The organism is Ekhidna algicida (genome assembly GCF_051379705.1).
Lineage (GTDB): Bacteria > Bacteroidota > Bacteroidia > Cytophagales > Cyclobacteriaceae > Ekhidna.
In genome coordinates this window covers 678,019-698,924 of sequence record NZ_CP179868.1, presented here as the reverse complement: position 1 = coordinate 698,924, position 20,906 = coordinate 678,019, and the positions used below count along the sequence as shown (strand labels likewise).

At 39.8% G+C, this 20,906-nt stretch carries 23 protein-coding genes; 18 read left to right on the top strand and 5 right to left on the bottom strand.

All coding sequences use genetic code 11. The features are described from left to right. Positions 1-60 precede the first annotated feature (60 nt). The 12 genes from ACL8WY_RS02900 (at position 61) to ACL8WY_RS02845 (ending at position 14,378) form a co-directional block, all read left to right on the top strand. Positions 61-1,434, top strand: a complete 1,374-nt coding sequence (locus tag ACL8WY_RS02900; protein ID WP_436516855.1) for a cystathionine beta-synthase — start codon at positions 61-63, stop codon at positions 1,432-1,434. Between the two features lie 81 nt (positions 1,435-1,515). Continuing rightward, a complete protein-coding gene (murI, locus tag ACL8WY_RS02895; RefSeq protein WP_436516854.1) occupies positions 1,516-2,340 on the top strand; it encodes a glutamate racemase in 825 nt (274 codons plus the stop codon). 6 nt (positions 2,341-2,346) lie between these two features. Beyond that, positions 2,347-2,841: a hypothetical protein gene (locus tag ACL8WY_RS02890; RefSeq protein WP_436516852.1), complete on the top strand. Its 495-nt coding sequence runs from the start codon at positions 2,347-2,349 to the stop codon at positions 2,839-2,841. Then, positions 2,826-5,147 carry a PKD domain-containing protein gene (locus tag ACL8WY_RS02885; protein ID WP_436516851.1) on the top strand — a complete coding sequence of 774 codons (2,322 nt, stop codon included), beginning with the start codon at positions 2,826-2,828 and terminating at the stop codon, positions 5,145-5,147. Before ACL8WY_RS02890 ends, ACL8WY_RS02885 begins: the two co-directional genes overlap by 16 nt. An 18-nt stretch (positions 5,148-5,165) precedes the next feature. After that, positions 5,166-6,143 carry an NADH-quinone oxidoreductase subunit NuoH gene (gene nuoH / locus ACL8WY_RS02880; protein WP_436516850.1) on the top strand — a complete coding sequence of 326 codons (978 nt, stop codon included), beginning with the start codon at positions 5,166-5,168 and terminating at the stop codon, positions 6,141-6,143. Positions 6,144-6,147: 4 nt separating this feature from the next. Beyond that, entirely contained in the window at positions 6,148-6,798 is a 651-nt protein-coding gene (locus ACL8WY_RS02875) for a 4Fe-4S binding protein (RefSeq protein ID WP_436516848.1), read from the top strand. Further along, entirely contained in the window at positions 6,798-7,289 is a 492-nt protein-coding gene (locus ACL8WY_RS02870) for an NADH-quinone oxidoreductase subunit J family protein (RefSeq protein WP_436516847.1), read from the top strand. The genes ACL8WY_RS02875 and ACL8WY_RS02870 overlap by 1 nt, the downstream gene beginning before the upstream one ends. Next, positions 7,282-7,590: an NADH-quinone oxidoreductase subunit NuoK gene (gene nuoK, locus ACL8WY_RS02865; RefSeq protein ID WP_436516846.1), complete on the top strand. Its 309-nt coding sequence runs from the start codon at positions 7,282-7,284 to the stop codon at positions 7,588-7,590. The genes ACL8WY_RS02870 and nuoK overlap by 8 nt, the downstream gene beginning before the upstream one ends. Further along, the gene (locus tag ACL8WY_RS02860; protein ID WP_436516845.1) at positions 7,590-9,479 is read left to right on the top strand and encodes an NADH-quinone oxidoreductase subunit 5 family protein; all 1,890 of its coding nucleotides are present in this window, start codon (positions 7,590-7,592) and stop codon (positions 9,477-9,479) included. Before nuoK ends, ACL8WY_RS02860 begins: the two co-directional genes overlap by 1 nt. A gap of 6 nt (positions 9,480-9,485) precedes the next feature. Beyond that, positions 9,486-11,069 carry a complex I subunit 4 family protein gene (locus ACL8WY_RS02855; protein WP_436516844.1) on the top strand — a complete coding sequence of 528 codons (1,584 nt, stop codon included), beginning with the start codon at positions 9,486-9,488 and terminating at the stop codon, positions 11,067-11,069. Next, a complete protein-coding gene (locus ACL8WY_RS02850) occupies positions 11,066-12,499 on the top strand; it encodes an NADH-quinone oxidoreductase subunit N (protein ID WP_436516843.1) in 1,434 nt (477 codons plus the stop codon). The genes ACL8WY_RS02855 and ACL8WY_RS02850 overlap by 4 nt, the downstream gene beginning before the upstream one ends. Then, entirely contained in the window at positions 12,492-14,378 is a 1,887-nt protein-coding gene (locus ACL8WY_RS02845; protein WP_436516842.1) for a class II glutamine amidotransferase, read from the top strand. Before ACL8WY_RS02850 ends, ACL8WY_RS02845 begins: the two co-directional genes overlap by 8 nt. 17 nt (positions 14,379-14,395) lie before the next feature. Here the strand turns inward: ACL8WY_RS02845 and ACL8WY_RS02840 are convergent, their stop codons facing one another. From ACL8WY_RS02840 to ACL8WY_RS02830, 3 genes are all read right to left on the bottom strand, one after another. After that, complete coding sequence (locus ACL8WY_RS02840; RefSeq protein WP_436516841.1) at positions 14,396-15,106, bottom strand: hypothetical protein; 711 nt, start codon at positions 15,104-15,106, stop codon at positions 14,396-14,398. Beyond that, positions 15,103-15,528: a MarR family winged helix-turn-helix transcriptional regulator gene (locus ACL8WY_RS02835; RefSeq protein WP_436516840.1), complete on the bottom strand. Its 426-nt coding sequence runs from the start codon at positions 15,526-15,528 to the stop codon at positions 15,103-15,105. Before ACL8WY_RS02835 ends, ACL8WY_RS02840 begins: the two co-directional genes overlap by 4 nt. Before the next feature lie 61 nt (positions 15,529-15,589). After that, positions 15,590-16,114, bottom strand: a complete 525-nt coding sequence (locus ACL8WY_RS02830; protein ID WP_436516839.1) for a hypothetical protein — start codon at positions 16,112-16,114, stop codon at positions 15,590-15,592. 73 nt (positions 16,115-16,187) lie between these two features. Here ACL8WY_RS02830 and ACL8WY_RS02825 point away from each other — a divergent pair, with 73 nt between their 5' ends. Further along, on the top strand, positions 16,188-17,117 hold the full coding sequence (locus ACL8WY_RS02825; protein WP_436516837.1) for a ketopantoate reductase family protein: 930 nt from the start codon (positions 16,188-16,190) through the stop codon (positions 17,115-17,117). Here ACL8WY_RS02825 and ACL8WY_RS02820 read toward each other — a convergent pair. Together ACL8WY_RS02820 and ACL8WY_RS02815 are read right to left on the bottom strand one after the other, a co-directional pair. Continuing rightward, a complete protein-coding gene (locus ACL8WY_RS02820) occupies positions 17,109-17,435 on the bottom strand; it encodes a HesB/IscA family protein (protein ID WP_436516835.1) in 327 nt (108 codons plus the stop codon). The two genes, ACL8WY_RS02825 and ACL8WY_RS02820, sit on opposite strands and share 9 nt — an antisense overlap. After that, positions 17,435-17,842, bottom strand: a complete 408-nt coding sequence (locus tag ACL8WY_RS02815) for a hypothetical protein (protein ID WP_436516834.1) — start codon at positions 17,840-17,842, stop codon at positions 17,435-17,437. The genes ACL8WY_RS02820 and ACL8WY_RS02815 overlap by 1 nt, the downstream gene beginning before the upstream one ends. A 170-nt stretch (positions 17,843-18,012) precedes the next feature. Here ACL8WY_RS02815 and mce point away from each other — a divergent pair, with 170 nt between their 5' ends. The 5 genes from mce (at position 18,013) to ACL8WY_RS02790 (ending at position 20,851) form a co-directional block, all read left to right on the top strand. Continuing rightward, positions 18,013-18,414 carry a methylmalonyl-CoA epimerase gene (gene mce, locus ACL8WY_RS02810; protein WP_436516832.1) on the top strand — a complete coding sequence of 134 codons (402 nt, stop codon included), beginning with the start codon at positions 18,013-18,015 and terminating at the stop codon, positions 18,412-18,414. Position 18,415: 1 nt separating this feature from the next. Then, positions 18,416-19,447: a thiamine-phosphate kinase gene (thiL, locus tag ACL8WY_RS02805; protein ID WP_436516831.1), complete on the top strand. Its 1,032-nt coding sequence runs from the start codon at positions 18,416-18,418 to the stop codon at positions 19,445-19,447. 145 nt (positions 19,448-19,592) lie between these two features. Continuing rightward, positions 19,593-19,937, top strand: coding sequence for a hypothetical protein (locus tag ACL8WY_RS02800; RefSeq protein WP_436516830.1), 345 nt, complete (start codon positions 19,593-19,595; stop codon positions 19,935-19,937). A gap of 87 nt (positions 19,938-20,024) precedes the next feature. Beyond that, positions 20,025-20,417 carry a rhodanese-like domain-containing protein gene (locus ACL8WY_RS02795; protein WP_436516829.1) on the top strand — a complete coding sequence of 131 codons (393 nt, stop codon included), beginning with the start codon at positions 20,025-20,027 and terminating at the stop codon, positions 20,415-20,417. Next, positions 20,411-20,851: an N-acetyltransferase family protein gene (locus tag ACL8WY_RS02790; protein WP_436516828.1), complete on the top strand. Its 441-nt coding sequence runs from the start codon at positions 20,411-20,413 to the stop codon at positions 20,849-20,851. The genes ACL8WY_RS02795 and ACL8WY_RS02790 overlap by 7 nt, the downstream gene beginning before the upstream one ends. The last annotated feature ends 55 nt before the right edge of the window (positions 20,852-20,906 follow it).

The following is a 20,906-nucleotide window of genomic DNA, read 5'->3' as shown; positions in this document are numbered from 1 at the left end:
CTTTTAGCTTGTTGAATTGCTTTTTTCTACCTTTGCAGGCTAATACTTATAACCTCATAAATGAACTACTTAAATAACCTCACAGAGGGAATCGGCAACACGCCACTACTTAAGTTAAACAGCGTAAATGAAGGAATAAAAGGGACTATTCTTGTGAAAGTAGAGTACTTCAATCCTGGCAATTCCATCAAAGATCGCATTGCCCTTAAAATGATAGAGGATGCAGAGCAGAGCGGTGTTTTGAAACCTGGCGGGACTATCATTGAAGGTACTTCCGGGAATACTGGTATGGGCTTGGCTTTGGTAGCTATTGCAAAGGGTTACAAATGCATATTTACCCTGGCTGATAAGCAAAGCAAAGAAAAAATGGATGTACTGAGAGCAATGGGAGCCGAAGTAATTGTTTGTCCGACCAATGTTTCACCTGAAGATCCAAAATCATATTATTCAGTCGCTAAGAAATTGAATGAGGATATTCCCAATTCTTTTTACCCCAATCAATATGATAATGAGTCAAATACGTTGGCTCATTATGAAACAACAGGTCCGGAGATATGGAATGATACCAATGGTGAGATCACGCACTATGCAGCCGGTATGGGTACAGGAGGCACTATAAGTGGAACTTCTAAATATCTAAAGGAGCAAAACCCCAGTGTGATCACCGTTGGATTGGATTCCTATGGTTCAGTATTTAAGAAGTTTAAGGAGACCGGAATCTTTGATGAGAAGGAAATTTACCCTTACCTCACAGAAGGAATTGGGGAAGATATCTTACCTAAGAACGTAGACTTTGATATGGTGGATCATATCGTTAAAGTTACGGACAAAGACGCTGCGATAATGACTCGCAGGCTTGCCAGAGAGGAAGGCTTGTTTGTGGGCTGGTCATGCGGCTCAGCAGTACACGGTGCATTAGAATACGCCAAGACAAATCTGAATGAGGATGATGTCATGGTTATTATTCTTCCTGATCATGGAACCAGATATCTTGGCAAAGTCTATAATGATGACTGGATGAAAGATCACGGATTTCTTGAAGAACGAAAATTCGCAACCGCAGAAGATATAATAGGGAGTAAAAATGGAAGTTCAGAATTAGTTACAATTGATCAAAACCTCAAAGTAGGAGAAGCGATAAAGCTGATGAATAAGAAGGGAATAGATCAGGCTCCCGTTACCAATGGAGATCAATTTGTTGGTAGTATTTCCGATAGTAAGATTTTAGGAAGTTTGATTGAGAATCCTGAGATGAAAGACAAGGCGGTAGCTGAAGTTATGGATGGAGCCTTTCAATTTGTCTCTCCTCACGATACCTTGGATGTAATGTCATCCATGTTAGGCAAACAGGCCAAAGCAGTTTTAGTGAGGGACAATCACAATGACGTGCATATAATCACACAAAGCGACCTTTTGGTGGCAATGACGAATTGATTAGATTTGACTAGCACATTTAAACTTTAACTCTTTACTTGCAGTCCCGGCGTAAACCGTCGGGATTTTTTAATTGTATAGATGAAATCAAGTCAACCAATAGGAATTTTCGATAGCGGAATTGGAGGCTTAACAGTCGCTCGGGCAGTAAAGAAACTATTGCCAAACGAGTCTATCATATATTTTGGGGATACAGCACATCTGCCGTACGGTGATAAGTCAACGGCAGCCATTCAGGCATATTCAGTAAGAATAGCAGAGATGTTGTTGCAGCATAAATGCAAGGTGATTTTGATAGCATGTAATTCCGCTTCTTCAGCTGCTTATGATTTGGTCACAGAATATGTTGGAAAAAGAGCTAAGGTCTTTGATGTGATTAATCCTACAGTTGATTTTATCAGGGAAAACCATAAAGATGACAAGATAGGATTGATAGGAACAAAGCAAACGGTGAGTACAGGTGTATACGCAAAAAAAATAGCTGAACTCAAGCAAAACATAACCTTTGAAGCAGTAGCTACTCCACTTTTAGTTCCTATGATAGAAGAGGGTATTTACAATGACGAGATCAGTGGAAATATTATTAAGAAGTATTTAAATGATTCGAATCTATCTGAAATTAAAGCATTGATCCTTGGGTGTACACACTATCCCATTATTCATCGTGAGATAAAGAATTATTACGATACCTTAAATAAGGAAGTTGAAATTATCGATTCTGCAAATACAGTTGCTCAAGCCCTGAAATCGTTTCTTGAGTACAATCAACTTTGCAATAAATCTGAACATTCAAACGATAAGTTTTTCGTTTCCGATTTCACAGAATCCTTTGAAAGCACCACGAAGACTTTTTTTGGAACCGAAGTTCACCTTGAGCAAATTCCCATTTGGGATGAATTAACTTAGATTTACATGATGAATATACTATCAAAGCTTCTCTTAATTCTCATAATAGCTAGCTGTTCCGTTTCTAAAAGCACCAAAACAATGCATCCGTTTTCAGGGGAAAGTGTAGGGTGCGGCAATTTTATAATCTATAAACTCGCCGAGGATAACAAAGAATATGTATCCGTAGTAGTCGATGTTTCTACAATAGAGCTCGAGCCCAGACAAAGCTATGGCATTGGTAAATCTGAAGTAGTGAAGGTGACGAGAAAGAAGTATGATAGTGAAATCAGCACTACACTTTGCAATGATGTAATGCCAAATAAGCGACCTAAAGAGCTCTTGGAAGAACTAGCTTCTGATGGCACGGTCGAATTGGTCATTAGCCCGATAGAGCTAGAAAAAGCAAAAAAAGATGAGCCTTATAAGGCCACGGTTATTTTAAGGAAGGTTGTCTTTGAAACTGTGTCAATTGATTATTTAAGATTAGAAAATATAAATGTAGGATGGTTACCAGGATAAAATTACTAGCGCTTTTTACCATTGTCAATTTTGGAGTATTTGCTCAAGAATTGGTGTGTGGTACTGAGCCAACACAAAAAGACATAGAAGCGCTTGATAAATTTGAAGTGACTCAATCCGCACAATCCAGAATTGCTGTGGCTGTTACGACCAAAATTGCAATCACAGCTCATATTGTTCGAACTTCTAATGGCACTGGAGGATTAACTGAACAAGAGCTGACTGACGCCATAGCAGATGTCAACGACATTTACACTTTGACCAATATGGAGTTCTTCATATTTGGTGATATCAATTTCATTGATAGTGATGAATATTACGATTTTAACTCCTCCCAAGAAGGTGAGCTAGCAAGTCAGCATTTTGTGGAAAATACCATTAACGTTTATTTCTTCAATTCGGCTACTTCGGGTACAACCGCAGTATGTGGCTATGCTAGATTTCCAGCTACCGGAATCGACCGAATTGTAATGGTAAATTCGTGCACAACCAATGGATCTACTTTTCCTCATGAACTGGGTCATTATTTTGCCTTGTATCACACTCATGGAAAGTCAAATACAGGAACTACCGACGAATTGGTAACGAGAGAAGAAGGAAGTGCTAATTGTGAAGGTGCAGGCGACGATTTATGTGATACCGAAGCTGATCCGAATTTATCTGGCTTAGTAGATAATGACTGTACTTACACAGGAAATGCGACGGATGCCAATGGCGATACCTACATTCCTAATCCCCGAAACTTAATGTCTTATTCGCAAAAGCAATGTAGAGACGAGTTTTCCCAAGGCCAGGCAGATCGCATTGTTTCAGCTTATGAAGAGTATAAAACCTATTTATACGATAAAAATTACGCTGCAATTTTCGATGCTTCCACTAAGGAAATATGTGAAAATGGTTCAGTCGATTTTCTGAATGAATCGGTGAATGCTGTAAGCTATGAATGGACATTTGAGGGAGGAACGCCCGCATCGTCGACAGAAGAAAATCCGACAGTGACCTATTCATCCATCGGAAATTATGATGTGACACTTGTTATCACTGAAGCAGATGGAGGTACGGATACAAAATTGCTGGAAAATCATATCACTGTGAAGAGTGAGGTGACCTCAGAAGTTACCGCTAAATCTGGCTCCTTTGAGGAAGCTGATCTTGTTGAGAATATCTATAACGATGATGAAGGATATACTTGGACAAAAACAGGAGATGCTTCTAGCGAAGGTTCTAGCTCAGTATTTATGGATTTCTACAATTATGACAATTCAGGAGCGGAGGATTATTTAGTAGTTGCAGCTTTAAATACATCGATTGAAAAGCTATTTATTCTAACTTTTGATTACGCATATGCACCATACAGCGAGAGCTACTATGATGGACTGGAGGTTGTCTACAGAAACCCTTGTGGACAATGGCAAACAGCTTGGTCAAAAGAAGGCAGTGAGCTAGCTACGGTAGCAAATCAGGAATCAGTTTTTACGCCAACAAGCAGTCAATGGGAGTCAGCAACGATAGTTTTCGAAATTGATGAATCAGACGATGTGGTTGAATTTGCTTTCAAAGCGATCAATGGATATGGCAATAACCTGTACCTCGATAATTATAGCATAGATGTATTTGATCCAAGCTTTTCGATAACAGACGTAGAAATTACAGATGCATCATGCCCGGATATGCAAGACGGGAAGGTATTAGCGGATGCTATTGGCGATGGTACTTTTGAATACAGTATTGATGGGGAGACATTCTCCGATGCAAATATCATTGAAGACCTGATGCCTGATACTTATACGTTGACTGTAAGAAACCTTATTGGAAATGAGGAAACTCAGGAAGTAGTCGTGGGATTCGAAAATGATTATCCGGAACCAACCATTGAGTTGGTAGATGGACTGCTCTCAGCAGGCGAGGAGGAAGATCAAACTTATAAATGGTTTCTTGATGGATTTGAAATCAGCGGGGCTACTTCATCAACCCTGGATTATGAAAACGCTGGAAGTTATACAGTAGAAGTATCGAATGGGGCATGCGCTACGTTATCGGATGTTTTTATCGTCTTATCAAGTGAGTCTGTGGATGCTAATCTGGAAATATATCCTAATCCAACAACGGATTTTATTAATGTAAATCTCCCTGCGCATCTAAGAAAAGAAATAGATCGAGTGACTGTTAATGATTTGCTTGGTAGAGAAATAGGCGTATTCAAGCTTGAAGATTTGCTTGATGTAAGTTCTTTAGAGGCAGGCCTTTACATTATTCAATTCGAATTAGAAGGAGAAAAGATTTACCGACGTTTTCTTAAACAATAAAGAACCGTAAATTCGAGTGTGATTTCATTCGTTTTCTACCTGACCTTTCTGTTGATTTTTGTGGTTTTCGCGGTATATGGCGAACGAAAAACAGCCGCGTTTATCCAGAATAGATTAGGTCCTATGGAAGTTGGACCTAAAGGGATATTGCAAACCATAGCAGACTTGCTAAAAATGTTGCAAAAAGAGGATATTCGAGCGAATGCTGTTGACCTTGTTCCTTTTCTAATAGCACCCTTAATTGTATTTGCCGCAGTGTTCACAGGTTATTCTGTATTGCCGATCAACTCTACGTTTGGTGGCTCTGGTATTTCAAGCGGAGTATTCTTTCTGCTAGCAATTGTTTCGCTCGACGTTTTGGGCATTCTTATGGCTGGTTGGGCTTCCAACAACAAGTACAGCTTGTACGGCGCGATGCGATCTGTGGCTCAGATTGTTTCATATGAAGTGCCCCTTGGATTAAGTGTGCTGTGCGTTGTGATCATCAGTGGCACACTTGACTTAAATCAAATGAGTGCCGCACAAAGTTTCAACGGCATACTTTCATGGAACATCGTTAATCATCCGGTACTCATCATTCCTTTCTTTATTTTTTTCATTGCTAGCCTTGCCGAATCAAATCGGGCACCATTTGATCTTCCCGAATCCGAATCCGAATTAATTGGGGGTTACAGCACGGAATATTCTGGCTTCAGATGGGGGATGTTTATGCTTTCCGAGTATGGAATGATGCTTTTACTTTCCATCCTTGGAGCCGTCATGTTCTTTGGAGGATGGAGCTCACCAATAAGTGATGTTGGTAATGGACCTATTTGGGGTTCGGTCTGGTTGTTGACCAAAGCATTAATACTTGTTTTCTTTCAAATGTGGGTCAGGTGGACACTGCCTCGGCTCAGGGTTGACCAGCTCATGAGTTTATCATGGAAATATTTAACACCGCTCGCCATTGTGATGTTGTTCATTTGTGCACTTTGGAAACTTTGGATAATTGGCTAGATATATGAGCTATTTTGGAAACATATCGACTGCTGTAAATACGACCTGGAAAGGAATGATGCTCACTATCCGATATTTTTTTCAGGCACGTAAAAGCCGAAAAAAGGAATGGGTAGGAGAGGATAACTACTTTGAAAAAGCAAATGGTACATTTACAGTTCAATACCCGCATGAGCAAATACCTATACCCGATCATGGGAGATATAAGCTGCACAATGAGATAGACGACTGCATTGTTTGTGATAAATGTGCTAAGGTTTGTCCGGTCGATTGTATTGACATTGAACCTGTGAGATCTCCGGAGGTATTCGGCCAAACCTCTGACGGAACACCCCTACGGATCCATGCTGCAAAGTTTGATATTGATATGTCAAAATGCTGCTTCTGCGGCTTATGCACGGTCGTGTGTCCTACTGAGTGTTTGACAATGACTGATGAATTTGATTTCAGCACAACCAATATATTGGACCATAATTTTTCTTTCAGCAAAATGACTGAAAAAGAAATTGCAGAGAAAAAACAAGAGTTTGAAAAGTATCAGGAAGCTAAAGTGAAGGCCAAGCCCGAACTCCCTGCAATAAAAAAGGAGGCTGATGTGATGAAAAAGCCTGCAGCCAAACCAGTGTTTAAGCCACGAATACCTAAAAAGAAATAATGATTACTGTTATTCAAATATCATTGCTGTTGCTTACGCTTTTGGGTGTTGGTATCATCGTTTATACCAAGAACATTGTCCATGCAGCTTATGCTCTATGCCTTGCACTCGTTGGAATTGCAGGTGTTTATGTCATCTTGATGTCTGAGCTTTTAGCGGTCGTTCAAATAATGCTCTATGCAGGAGGTGTGGTTATTCTGCTTGCTTTTGGAGTTATGATGACTAATCGCTTAAGAGGAAAAAGGGTACTTTCTAAATCAGGTAACATGCTAGTTGGCGCCATTATTTCGATCAGCTTATTTGGAGCTTTGGCATATCTTATTTCGACTGCAAATTTTCCTTTAGGCGATGTTGAGGAGAAAGATCAAATACGAGAAATTGGTATCTCATTTCTTACTGAACATGTGGTCGCCTTCGAATTAGTTGCTTTTATATTATTAGTAGCACTGATAGGTGCCGCATATCTTGCAAAAATAGCCGGAGATGAATGAAGAGCAGCTTACATATTACCTATATTTCGCTGCACTTCTTTTCAGTGCTGGAGTCTTCGTTGTACTTACAAAACGAAGTGCAATTTTTGTACTGATCGGAGTTGAGCTTATGCTTAATGGAGCAAATATCGTTTTGGCTTCTTTCTCACAGTTTGATCCTCAATTAAGAGGTCAGGTGTTTGCTATTTTCGCAGTGGTGTTGACAGTTTGCGAGGTATCGATTGCTCTGGCAATTCTTTTAAATATTTATCGAAAAACGAAAGCATCCAATGTGGATGAACTAACGGAGGTTGGCAACTAATGGAAACTTCGATGATCTTGGTTTTGCTTATCGCTCCTCTTGCAGGTGGACTCACGACCTATTTTAGCAAGCCGAGGGTGTGGGTTTCAGTTCTAGGTGTTTCGATTCCTTTAGTTATATCGCTTTTGCTTATCCTTTCCGGAATAGAGCTTAATCATTCCCTTGAATGGTTGCCAAATTATCATCTTAATTTCTTTGCAGATCAAGCGGCACTGATTCTGATCGCGTTGGTTTCACTTGTTTCAATGCTGGTGCATTTGTTCTCTTTGGAATACCTGAAAACGGATGATGGGAAGAATAGATATTTTTTAAAGTTAGGCTTCTTCACTTCTTCAATGACTGGGTTACTGCTGGCGGATCACCTCTTACTACTTTTTATTTTTTGGGAATTGGTCGGATTGGCATCTTATCTTTTAATAGGCTTTTGGTATCGAAAAGACGGAGTGCCTGCTGCGGCAAGACTGGCTTTCATGGTCAACCGAATTGCCGATGTGGCTCTGCTGGCAGGTATATTACTTCTAAATCAATCTGGACTGAATATTTCTCAACTTGATGGAGAATGGTTGCTATTGCCTTCCATGCTGGTAGCTATTGGAGCGTTTGGTAAGTCTGCACAACTTCCGTTTTCAGGATGGTTGACAAAAGCCATGGTCGGACCTACTCCAGTTTCTGCACTAATACACGCGGCAACCATGGTAGCTGCAGGTGTCTATTTGCTCTTTAGAGTTTCACCATTCATGCATGAATATGCCTTGATGACTGTGGCACTTGTCGGAACTTTTACTGCCTTATATGGAGGAATTTGCGCTTTAATGCAGCACGACATTAAGAAGGTTCTGGCGTATTCAACGATTTCACAATTGGGGTATATGGTCTTGGGAATAGGTGTTGGCGCACAAAGCGCTTCCCTTTTTCATCTATTCACACATGCTTTTTTCAAGGCGGGTTTATTTCTTGGAGCAGGAGCTATTATCCATTTTATGCACGATGCTACCAATGAGGACCCACAGGATATGAGGAATATGGGAGGCCTCAAAAAGCAACTACCCTGGACTTACAGAACATTTCTCGTTTGTTCTCTCGCACTTGCGGGAGTCCCGTTTTTCAGTGGCTTTATGTCTAAAGAAGGAATCATCATCGCAGGCTGGCACTGGGCAAGTTCTATTGGCAGGTGGGCATACCTTGTTCCCGACATAGCTTTGATCACTGCGTTTTTAACCGCATTGTATGTCGGACGAATGGTCTTACTGGTATTTTGGGGCGAGGCTCGAATTAAAAATTTGATCGAGGACTATACCGAAACCCTGATAATCAAGGTCCCATTAATTGTACTGGCTGTCGGTTCACTTTGGATCTTTCATAGCTTGAATCCTTTATCACATGAGTCATGGATTCATACGGTATTAGTCAACCAATCTGAACTTTCAGATGGTTTTGTTTCTATGATGGTAATGTTTCTGTCCTTACTTATGACAGTGGCTGGATTAGTACTGGCATTCTCATTTTTTAAGCCAGGTTCATCCTATCATCAGTCATATAAACAATTGGATAATAGTCGAGCTTCCGTTTTTACAAATGGACTTTTTCTGACAACAGTTTATGAATCTTTTGGTAGAGCAATTGAGAGGCTATCGACTTTTACTTTTCGAATAGATCGTAAAGTGGTAGATGGAATTCTTCATTTGATAGGTGTAGGAGGAGTGGTTTTGTCTAAAGTAATTGCTCTGGTGGATCGTTTCATTGTAGATAGCCCAGTGAATCTTATGGGTTATATTTCTGGCTTGATTGGGAAGTTGTTTGCCGGATTGAGCTCACGTGATATTCAAACACAGCTAGCTTGGTTGCTGGCAGGTATTATTTTGATTTTAAGTTGGATCCTGTTTTTTTAGCGACGCATGCAAAACACCCTAACCTACATATTCCTTTTGCCATTGCTGATTGCTTTAGTAATGCTCTTCATTCCGTCTGAGCGATGGAAGGTTTTTAGACGACTTTCGCTAGCAACTGTTGGAATCCAATTTATACTTTCAATCCTTCTAATGATCAAATTTGATCAGTCGCTAGTTGCCGATAGTTGGTCTGGAGCATTTCAGTTTGTAGAGAAAGTCGATTGGATCACAATGTCATTTGGTTCCGTAGGATCAATTAGCATAGACTATTTTCTTGGTGTAGATGGTATAAGCTTACCGTTAGTGGCGCTTTCATCTTTTGTCCTATTGATCGGGGTGATTTCATCCTGGAACATTCAAGAAAAAACTAAAGGCTATTTTATCCTTTACCTGGTTCTGAGCTCAAGTATCATTGGATGTTTCATCGCTTTGGATTTTTTCCTTTTCTACCTCTGCTTTGAATTCATGCTACTGCCAATGTTTTTTCTCATTGGTATCTGGGGAGGGGAAAGAAGATCATATGCCTCGATTAAATTTTTCCTGTATACGCTATTCGGATCTTTATTTATTCTGATTGTAATGATTGGACTTTATCTCAGCGTTGTAGATGGAGATGCAAATACCTTTAGCCTGGTGCAGATGCTAGACGGAAATTATGAATCTGGTTCGGTGTTTGATCCCAATTCTTCTAAACTCATTTTTGGTTATTCGGCAAGAGCGCTTGCTTTCATTTTCTTGATTATTGGTTTTGGAATAAAGCTGCCTGCTGTGCCTGTCCATACCTGGTTGCCGGATGCTCACGTTGAAGCACCAACACCCATTTCTGTTGTTTTAGCAGGCTTACTATTAAAAGTTGGCGCCTATGGGCTGCTTCGAATTGCCTATGGTATTTTTCCGGATGCAGCCGCAGATTATTCCTTATTGGTTGCTGTAATTGGTGTACTGTCCATTCTATATGGAGGTTTAAATGCATTAGCGCAAAGAGACTTAAAGCGGATGGTGGCTTATTCATCAGTTTCGCATATGGGTTTTGTGTTAGTCGGGTTGGCATCACTTACAGCTATTGGATTTTCCGGAGCGTTGTTTCACATGATTTCGCATGGATTGATTTCCCCCGCTTTATTCCTGATTGCAGGAGTAATATATGACCGTACAGGAAACAGGACAATGGAGAATTTCAGTGGACTCGCTAGTAAAATGCCAGTCTATACGTTTTTCATGGCGATATTCTTTTTCGCAGGATTAGGTCTTCCCGGGTTGTCTGGTTTTGTAGGAGAATTGATGGTGTTGATGGGAGCGTTTGGAAGTTCTCAATTTTCCCTTTGGATTGGAATTATGGCGACACTAGGTATAGCCATCTCGGCTGCTTATTTTCTGTGGACCATCCAGCGCATGTTTTATGGAAAGTATTTTGTCCGAGAATCTAGCTGGGAACCAAACATGTTTGACCTGACATCACGGGAAAAACTGATGCTAATACCATTAGCTATTTTGGTGGTCGCACTCGGAATTTTCCCTCGATTAATATTGGATTACAGCAGCGAATCCATCAATTTCTTTATTCAGCAGGTTAGCAGCTTTAAACCATGAACCTGACTGAACAGCTAGCATCTATTCTGAATGACCTTCAAGGAGTGTGGGTAGAAACTGCTTTGATTCTTGGCGCTATTTTGGTCTTGCTTGCAGGTCTCATTAGATCCAGTAAAGTAATAACAAAGCTGCTTTTTACAGGAACTGTAATTATTGCAGTTTGGCTCAATGCATCTTCGCAAATGTTAGGTGAGTTGATGATGAGCAGTATTCACACCACTAAGCAGGCAATCTATTTCGGATCTCTATTCCTAATTGTGTCTTTATTGATTCTTCTTTTTCCTAGAAACAAAAAGCATGCAACGGAATTCTATTTTTTCATTCTAGCTATTCTTTCCGGAAGTATCTTGACGATGAAAGCCAATAGCCTGTTGATCATCTATTTGACAATAGAATTGGTGTCATTTTCGTCATACATACTGACCAACTTTTCCGGTAAGAAACAAGGATATGAAGCCGGCATCAAATATCTACTTTTTGGTGCTATCAGTTCAGCTGTTATGCTATTTGGTCTTGGACTTATCTATGGAAGCACAGGCGTGTTTTCAATCTCCGGGTTAGGCGAAATTCAGTCGATTGAGGTGATTACGCTGGTAGGAATGATAATGATGCTTTTTGGAATTTTATTTAAAATATCAATAGCGCCGGCGCATCTCTGGGTTCCAGCTACTTATCAGTCAGCTCCAGCAGATGCTGCTGCTTTTATGTCCATCGTTCCAAAGCTCGCTGGTCTTGTTTTGTTGCAAAGGATTTTGCGTTTGGATGCATTGGGTGCTTCGCATTGGATCTTTGAACTTGTGCTTGGCTTGGGTATGCTCACCATAGTAATGGGAACACTCGGGGCATTTCGTCAAACTCACGCAAGAAGGATGATAAGTTTTGGTGCAATTGCGCATTCGGGATTCATGCTACCTTTTGCGCTAATTAATTCAAGTACCGCTCAGGATGCTTTCTGGTGGTATGCAGTCGTTTACGCCATTATGAATCTAGGAGCATTCTATATGCTTGATCAGTACGAGCGAAAAGATATTTATACACTTTCTGCCTATAGCACTACCAACCGATCAGTTTGGATGGGAGCTGGATTTACATTTATATTGATTTCATTGGTAGGATTACCACCGATGGCAGGCTTTATGGCAAAGTTGTTTCTATTCACCACATTGTGGGAACATTACCTTTCAGTGGATTCCATCTTAGTAGTGTGGTATTTGGTTATCGCTATTTTAGCCACTGTAGGCTCCCTGTTTTATTATTTACAAATACCCAGGCATATTTTCCTTGCCAAGGATCAATCAAATCAATCGACCAATTTCAGTTTATGGGCGAAAATTATTGCAACTCTTTTTACAATTGGCCTGTTATTGTTGTTCTTTGTACCGAAGCTGGTAATAGTAATGCAACAATTGCTTAATAACGTCAATGAGTGATCCCATCAAACACGAATGTGGCATAGCCCACCTCCGTCTAAGGAAACCCCTCCAATATTATATTGACAAATACGGCACGCCTGCATACGCAGCTAAAAAGATGTACTTGCTTATGAAGAAGCAAAGTAATCGTGGGCAGGATGGAGTAGGAGTTGCAAGTATAAAAATTGACCTACCACCAGGGCATAGATACATTTCTAGATATCGAACGATTAATTCAAATCCAATTGAGGAAATCTTTGGAAAGATTAGTAAAAAGTATTTTAAGGCGAAGAAGGATCCAAGTGGAGATGAGACCAATGCAGAATGGTTGAAAGAGAATTATGCATTCACAGGAGAATCATGGCTTGGACATTTACGGTACGGCACACACGGAAAAAATAGCATTGAAAATTGTCATCCTTTCTTAAGGCAGAATAACTGGAGGAGTAGAAACCTGGTGATGGCAGGTAACTTCAACATGACCAATGTGGAAGAACTTTTTAATATTCTGGTTGGTCTTGGACAGTTCCCGAAAGATAAAGTTGATACGGTGACAGTAATGGAAAAAATTGGTCACTTTCTGGATGAAGAAAATCAACGAATCTTCGACAAGTATAAAGACGACCTTTCCAACGAAGAGATTACCTACAAAATTGAAGAGGAGATAGACCTGCAGCGAGTATTACACAGGTCGTGTAGAGATTTTGATGGTGGATATGCCATGGCCGGTATCATTGGATATGGCGCTTCATTTGTAGCTAGAGATCCTGCCGGAATCAGACCAGCATACTATTATGCCGACGATGAAGTAGTGGTAGTCACGTCGGAGAAGCAAGCAATTAAAACAGCTTTCGGATGTGAGTATTCGGATATTGAAGAGATTAAACCCGGGCATGCTTTGATCATCAATAAAGATGGAAGCTATGATCAAAAGCAGTTCATCGAACCAATCGAGCGTAAGTCGTGCAGCTTCGAGAGAATTTATTTTTCACGAGGAACGGATCCGGATGTTTATAACGAGCGCAGAACACTCGGAGAGCTTCTAGTACCACAAGTTTTGAAGTCTATCAATTCTGATTTAAAGAATACGGTATTCTCTTACATTCCTAACACCGCAGAGACCTCCTTTTTAGGATTAATGCGAGGCGTAGAAAAATACCTTATCGCCAAAAGAAAAGAGGTCATATTGGATGGAAAACCTTCGGCTGATTCCATAGAAGAAATGCTGAATTTCCAGCCCAGAGTGGAAAAGCTAGTGCTTAAAGATGCGAAGCTCAGAACTTTCATTACAGATGATAGTAGCCGTGATGAGTTGGTTTCTCATGTGTATGACACAACATATGAGGTAATCAATAAAAACACCGACACGCTTGTGGTGATTGATGACAGTATTGTTCGAGGTACTACACTCGAGAAAAGCATCCTGACCCTTTTAGATCGATTAGAGCCCAAGAAAATTGTAATTGTATCATCAGCTCCTCAAATTAGATTCCCGGACTGTTACGGAATTGATATGAGCAAGATGAAAGACTTTCTTGCATTTAGAGCGGTGCTTGCATTATTGAAAGACCACAATAAAGAAGATTTACTTGATGAAGTCTTTGATAAATGTCTAGCAAGCCAATCTGAGGATAATCCAGCAAATCATGTGAATGAGTTATACAACCAGTTCACATATGATCAGTTATCTGAGAAAATTACTGAGATAGTGAAGCCGAAAGGAATGAAAGCTGAAGTGGAAGTAGTCTACCAAACGGTAGATAATTTACATAAAGCCTGTCCAAATCATTTGGGAGACTGGTATTTCACGGGTGACTACCCAACTTCTGGAGGAAATAAGGTGGTAAACCGAGCTTTCGTCAACTACATGAAGGGCGTGGAAGTAAGAGCCTACTGATCCTTCTTTGCCAATTATTATCCCCTTATCAATCGGTTGAGTTGAGCAATTGACAACACATGCATAAAAACAGCTGCAGGCATAAGGCAACCAGCCACAAGTCCATATGGATAGGTAATGGCTTCCAATGGCAATAAAGGTTCATTGGCTCCATATAAATCAGGCTTATAGATAGAAGTCATGAAAACGAATATGACAGTTGCTAAGACCGCCAATCCCAGATAGTTCCAGAATCTGACTAGCTTAAAATTCGATGAGTTCTTTCCAAAAGCTATGAAGCCTATGATTGGCACAGTCAGTGCATAGATCATATCGTAGTTATAGCCTTCGATGCTCGCTTCTTTATGTAAGATGCCAGTTGCGACTGAAGCCACAAATAAGCTCTCAACCAAAACTCTAAAGGATTGAAAAAAGAAAATATGTCTGGTAGGAATGTTTAACAACCATTCGTTCTTCCTGTTTCTAAAAACGAATACACCAGTGAAAATGAATGCAGGAACAATCATGGTCAATGCAAATCGTGGAGGGAATGAATAGGAGAGAATAAAATCTGTTGAACCAATCAATGCCAGATAAATTTGCCAAAGAACAATTCCTCCGATCAATATCATTTTCTTTTGCTTCTTTTTTGGTCCATCAAATGTTTTGTTTATCGCCGCAAAGCCAAAATGTATAAGCAACAAACAAACAGCCAATGTTAAGGTCAAGTATCCAAGTTGTAGTGTCATGAGTGTGTGGTTTTTAGTTTTGATAAAATAGTATCAACAGCCGCTTCCCCATCTTGCTGAAGTGCTTCTCTGATTTCTTCCATTGCCGCCTGCCAGGACGGTACGACATTCTCCAGGAGCAGTTTGCCGTGCTCTGTTATTTCAATAATTGGAAAGTTGTTTTTGGTGGCATAATCTTTTTCAAATAGGCGCTTAAGGGTTCTGTTCACAGACGATTTCTCCATGAATAGAATTTCGGTGAGCTCTTTTTGAGTTAAACCATCTCGTTTGTAAAGCACAAACAGCAGCGTAAGTTGACTGCTGGTAAGGTCAAAATTTTTTAGGTGCTTCCTAAAGATGTTTCCCGTGAGTCTATTGATACGATTCATTTTTCCATTGAGGCAAGTTGATGGATCAATGCTATTGAGGTGTTTGAGTTTCATCAGGTTGTATATACAACTAATGTACGACCAAATTTATTCTCAGGTTATAATTTTCAGATAATTAATTAAGTCTTTTTGGTTCGTTAGCTATACCTCTCGTACTCCAACGCTCCCCGTAGACTGATTCGTAGACGATTTCTACTTCTATGGAATCTGTTTGAGAAAACCATCTTCTCAGGATTGAGGAATTAACAGTGTCTTTTGTAACTCCAACAAGTTCCATTCGTTCTCCGGCCGGGATTAATCTTCCAGGTTTAATATTTGAGTAATGAAAATTGGTGATAGAGTCCTTTTGTTTTATCACTCGGTAAGTAAAACTAGCTGGATCATCTACATAGCTGGAATCACCGCAGTGAACCTTTATTTCCCGAATGAACGCAGGCCCAATGCCATTGTTCATTAGAATATAAAGATATGTTTCTCCCTCTCTTCCTGGATTGGAATTCCACATTTCTAAGTAGGGCAACACTGAAGCGTACTGCTGCTTTCGAATCAGATTAGTTTGATACACAATGGTAAAGAGTGTGCCAAGTGAGGCAATTATTGCAACAATACTTAACCATCGATCGGAGGACCATTTTTTCATAATTGAAATTTATAGAAACAAGATTTAATCAAAGCAATGATTAGGTTTGAATAGCTTAAAATTTGAAACACATATGAAAGTTGTGATTTATGGAACAGGTGGAGTCGGAGGGTACTTTGGAGGACGATTGGCGAAATCGGGCCATGAAGTCCAATTCATAGCACGAGGTGAACATCTGAAAGCCATTAGAAAAAATGGACTACATGTAAGAAGCATAAAAGGTGATTTTACAATCAAAGATGCTATTGCAACTGATGATCCTGATACAATTGAAACTGCTGATTTAGTGGTGTTAGGTTTAAAATCATGGCAAGTCAAAGGCGCAATTAAGTCCATCAAACATGCACTAAAAGATGAAACCATAATCTTGCCGCTTCAAAATGGTGTTACCATCAATGATGAAATTATTGAAATTGTTGGGAAGAAGAGCCTGATCGGTGGTTTGTGTAAAATCATCAGTAAAATCGAGTCACCAGGAGTGATCAACCATATGATGTTTGATCCGATTATTGTTGCAGGAGAGCTCAATAATCAGCTATCTGATAGGTTATTGAATTTGCAGTTTGTATTTGAAAATGCTGGAATAAATTTTAAGGCTACACAATCAATTCAAGCTGAAATTTGGAAAAAATATATGTTTATCTGCAGCGGTGGATTAGGCGCTATAACGAGAGTAACCTACGGACCGCTCAGGGAAATAGAGAATACACGAAAGCTATTGGAGCAGTTAGTAACTGAGGTTTACGAAGTGGGGAAAAAATCCGGCGTGGACTTACCACCTGATACAATAGAAATGGCTCTTGCGTTGATTGATAAATTACCGCATGATGCAACTTCTTCTTTGCAGCGAGACATTGCTGATGGTAGACCTTCAGAAATTGACTACTGGAATGGAACCGTTGTAAAACTTGGAAAAAAATTAGGTGTTAGCGCCCCTGTAAATTCCTTCATTTACGATTGCTTATTGCCATTAGAGCAAGAAGCCCGAGCGAAATCAAACTGAGAAACTCTCTCCGCATCCACAAGTTCGGGATGCGTTTGGATTTACAAACTGAAATCCTTTCCCATTAAGTCCGTCAGAGAAATCAAGTGTAGTGCCAAGTAGATAGAGCAGGCTCTTTTTATCTACAAGTATCTTCACACCTTTATCTTCGAAGACCTCATCAGCATCTTGAATCTCAGGATCAAAAGACAGATCATACATCAAACCTGAACAGCCTCCACCTTTCACTGATACGCGAATGTTATGCTCCAACGATTTTCCCTCGTTTGATAGTAGGGTTACAATTTCTTCTCTCGCTTTATCCGTCACGTTTATCATCAGGCCACAGGGTTTAGTACAATGCTAAATACAGTTAGATTATTCATGTCTCTGCCATAGTACAGTTTATCCATCGCGTCATACATGTTTTTTGCTCGGAAATAAGATGTTTGCAATTCGTTCATACCTTTCATCATCCACTGAATGGTAAAAGAGCTCTCCTTGTCCTTGTGCGTACGAACATAGTCAAGCATTTTGTGTAGCACATCAGTCTTATCAAAACCATTGATTGATTTAAATAAGAATGACTGATTGTGACGTGGATTGATGGTGATAAGGTCCAGTTTGACTTTACCATCTGTATTTGAAAACTCAAAGATAACTTCATCGCTTCTCAGCCCCAGAAAGTTCTTTATCTCGTTTTGAATCTTTGCAGATTCTACATGAATGTCAGATCGTAACTCCATTTCCTTTAATTAATGGGTAAACTTTTCAGATCGACTGAAAGTTCCTGCATTTTTGCAAACTTACTAATTGAGCATGATGCTCAACCCAATTATTGAGACAAATTGTACATATATCGCTAAAAATCTATCATTCGAGATGATTATTTAGCTTTTTAAAGTTTTAAGAAGAAATGTGGAAAAACGTTGAGCATATTGGCATTGCGGTGAAAGACTTGTCTTCGGCCAATGAACTATTCGAAACTCTGTTTAATAAGGGAAGCTACAAAGAGGAAGTAGTGGATTCTGAATCAGTAACAACATCATTCTTTCAATTGGGAGAAACAAAGATCGAGTTACTCGAAGGCGGTTCGGATAGTGCGATCGCAAAATTCATTGAGAAGAAAGGAGAAGGAATTCATCATATTGCCTTCGAAGTTGAGGATATCTACTCAGAGATGGAACGACTCAGAGGAGAGGGTTTCCAGATTTTAAATGAAGAACCAAAAAAAGGTGCAGACAACAAATTGGTTTGCTTTGTACATCCAAAATCAGCCAACGGTGTTTTGGTGGAGTTGTGCCAAGAGATAAAATAATATGAGCGAAGAAAAACGAACAGAAATAGGAGAGATAGGAGAGTTTGGTCTCATCGATCGAATTGCAGAGAAATTTACTCCTAAAAACGAAAAGACTGTGAAGGGAATCGGAGATGATACAGCTGTCTACGATTTAGGAGACAAATACTTGCTCACCACAACGGATATGCTTCTGGAAGGTGTTCACTTCGATCTTTCTTATGTGCCACTTCCTCATTTGGGGTATAAAGCCGTGGCTGTAAATGTTTCTGATATAGCTGCAATGAACGGTGCACCTACCCAAATTACTGTTAACCTTGGTTTAAGCAACCGGTTTTCCGTGGAGGCAGTTGATGCACTTTATGAGGGAATCAAGGCAGCATGCGATGAGTACAATGTCGATTTGGTAGGAGGTGATACCACATCATCGTCATCAGGTTTGATCATCTCTGTTACGGCTCTGGGTGAAGTAGACCGGGATAAAATAGTTTATAGAAATGGAGCTATGGAGAGCGATATTCTTTGCGTAACTGGCGATTTAGGAGGAGCTTTTGTCGGCTTACAAATACTCGAAAGAGAAAAGGCCGAATACATGGCCAATCCGGACATGCAGCCAAAGCTTGACAAGTATGACTATGTTGTTGGTCGTCAGCTAAAACCCAAAGCACGAATGGATATCATTCATGAATTTAAAGACTTGGGAATTCAGCCAACTTCGATGATCGACGTTTCTGACGGACTTGCCTCAGAAGCATTTCATTTGTGCAAACAGTCAGGGCTTGGTGTGGCGATTTATGAGGATAAACTTCCTATTGAGAAACAGGCCTATGAAACTGCAGCCGAGTTCAGCATCGATCCCAATTCTTGTGCTTTGAATGGTGGAGAAGATTATGAATTGCTTTTTACAATTGGTCAAGATGATTTTGAGAAAATTAAAAATCATTCGGATATTCATACAATAGGCTATATGCAGGCCAAATCGAAAGGGAGAACGTTTGTAACCAGAAGCCAAAATGTAGTGGAGCTCCAAGCCCAGGGTTGGAAGCATTTCTAAACCTCATTACCGCAATTTGGCATTCGGATATTGCTTCAAATTCTGCGACAATTCACATTGTAGCCTTATTGTATACATACATTATTTGTTGATAAATTAAGTGTCGGCAGACCTTTGCATAATATTAATATCAATTATAATTATTATGGAAACTACCAAACTTAAACTGGTGCTAACATTATCTTTAGCACTTACTTTTTCTACAACATTTGCCAACTCTGAATCAGCGATTCAATCTTGTATGTCAATTCAAACTGACCAAGGAGGGGAAGATTTTAAATATGGTCAATATGTTTATGTCACCTTGAAAGATGGATCCCAAACAGTGGGAAAAATTGTAGGAAAGAAAAACTCAAAAAAATATTATGTAAGACAATTAGATGGATCAAATCGTGGCCTGGTCCATAAAAAGTATATCCGAAAGATGACAGATGCTGAAATCAAAAAGTTCAAGGTGAGTGATGAGAAAGTGGTGGATGAAAATTATTAATCAATAGCAAGATTTACTTTCATCCAAACGATCTTTTACCACCTTACTGATTAGATAGGTTTGCTTAAACCATAAACGAATGTTACAATGAATGAGCAAATCAAATACTATGAAAGCAAACTTGCTTTCGAAATGGATCCATCAGACCTGTACGCTGCTTTAAAGATAGAAACAGATCTGGTCGTAGTTGATACTCGTCAATCGTTTGGCTATGAGAAAGAACACATTCCTACCGCCATCAATTTACCACATCGTGAGATGACCGTTAAGACTACCAAACATTTGGATAAGTCCAAGACCTACGTCTGCTATTGCGATGGAATTGGATGCAATGCTTCCACAAAAGGTGCTCTTAAATTAGCGCGGCTTGGATTCGAAGTAAGAGAACTTATTGGCGGAATTGAGTGGTGGAAATTTGATGGTTATGCGACGGAAGGAGCAATGTCTACGGAAGGGGCTGCAATACAATGTGCATGCTGATACGAAGAGCAGAAGAAAGAGATATTGATCAGCTCTTAGTACTATGTGAATTACATGCAGAATATGAAAAATGTGAGTATGACCCTGCCGGGAAGCGTGGTAAATTATTCAGGCAGCTTTTTGAAGGAAATGATTTGCAATGTATTGTTATAGAGTATAGTGAGGAGCTACTTGGTTATGCCACTTTTATCAAGCAGTTTTCTACCTGGGATGCAGATTTTTACCTGTATTTAGACTGTATTTATCTTAAAGAAAAATACAGAGGCCAAGGGATGGGAACTAAGCTGATGCAATTAGTGAAATCGTACGCCGAGCAAGAGGGTTGTTTTGAAATTCAATGGCAAACACCAATATTCAATCGAGAGGCTATTAGGTTTTACAAGAGAATAGGTTCTGTTTCGAAAGAAAAAGAGCGATTCTTCTGGGTGCTTTAATTTGTTATTTGAGACAAGGAGAGATAACAAAATAAATAAAGAAGGGCCGTCCGAG